This is a genomic window from Rhodoferax sp. UBA5149, assembly GCF_002413825.1.
Taxonomy (GTDB): Bacteria; Pseudomonadota; Gammaproteobacteria; order Burkholderiales; family Burkholderiaceae_C; genus Rhodoferax.
Genome location: NZ_DHXT01000182.1, coordinates 20,384 through 21,080, shown reverse-complemented (window position 1 = coordinate 21,080; position 697 = coordinate 20,384). Strand labels below are relative to the sequence as shown.

Here is a 697-nt window from a genome sequence, read left to right as displayed (position 1 = left end):
ACCGGCGGCATGGGCCGGCGCCACGTGGCGCAACACCTGCTGCGCATAGTTGACCTGGGCCCCGACAAACCACTGGGTACGCGGCATCGGCGCGCCGTCGCACACCACGCTGTGGGGCGTGGGTGACTGCAGGTCGTAGTAATCCCAGATGCTTTGCCAGAACGCATTCAGATCGGTGGTGGACCAACGCCACAAGGCGTCATACGAATCAAACGACAGGCCGCGGGTCTCACGCAACCAGTTTTGGTAAAGGCGAATCTGGGGCACGTAGGGGGGCGTTAGGGATTGGGTCATGCGCCGAGGGTAGCGTGACTCGGCGCGCTCGCGCAAGCGCTTGCGCGTCAGTTGGCGGCCCGGCGGGTCAGGACAAGCGGTGACGTAACAGTGCTTGGCCGGTGTTGCGCTGCACGACCTTGGCACCGCCCTCGGTCTGCGAATCATCGATCTTGAATGTGCTCACCAGATGGGAGAGTTGTCGCGCCTGCCCCTTCAGGCTTTCCGATGCGGCGGTGGACTGCTCAACCAGGGCCGCATTCTGCTGCGTGATGCCATCCATCTGGCTGATCGCCGCATTCACTTGCTCAATGCCCTGACTCTGCTCCTGACTGGCCGAACTGATTGCGCCCATGATATTGGCCACGCCCTGGACACTGTTGACGATCTCCGTCATGGTTGTTCCTGCCGTATCGACAAGTCG

The 697-nt window shown here is 62.3% G+C and carries 2 protein-coding genes; both read right to left on the bottom strand.

Annotated features, from left to right (window positions below; genetic code table 11):
* Positions 1–294, bottom strand: a 294-nt coding sequence (locus B3V69_RS16555) for an acetyl-coenzyme A synthetase N-terminal domain-containing protein (protein ID WP_296448107.1), incomplete at its 3' end; no start/stop codon positions are given.
* A gap of 67 nt (positions 295–361) precedes the next feature.
* On the bottom strand, positions 362–697 hold a 336-nt coding region (locus B3V69_RS16550), incomplete at its 5' end, for a methyl-accepting chemotaxis protein (RefSeq protein WP_296448106.1).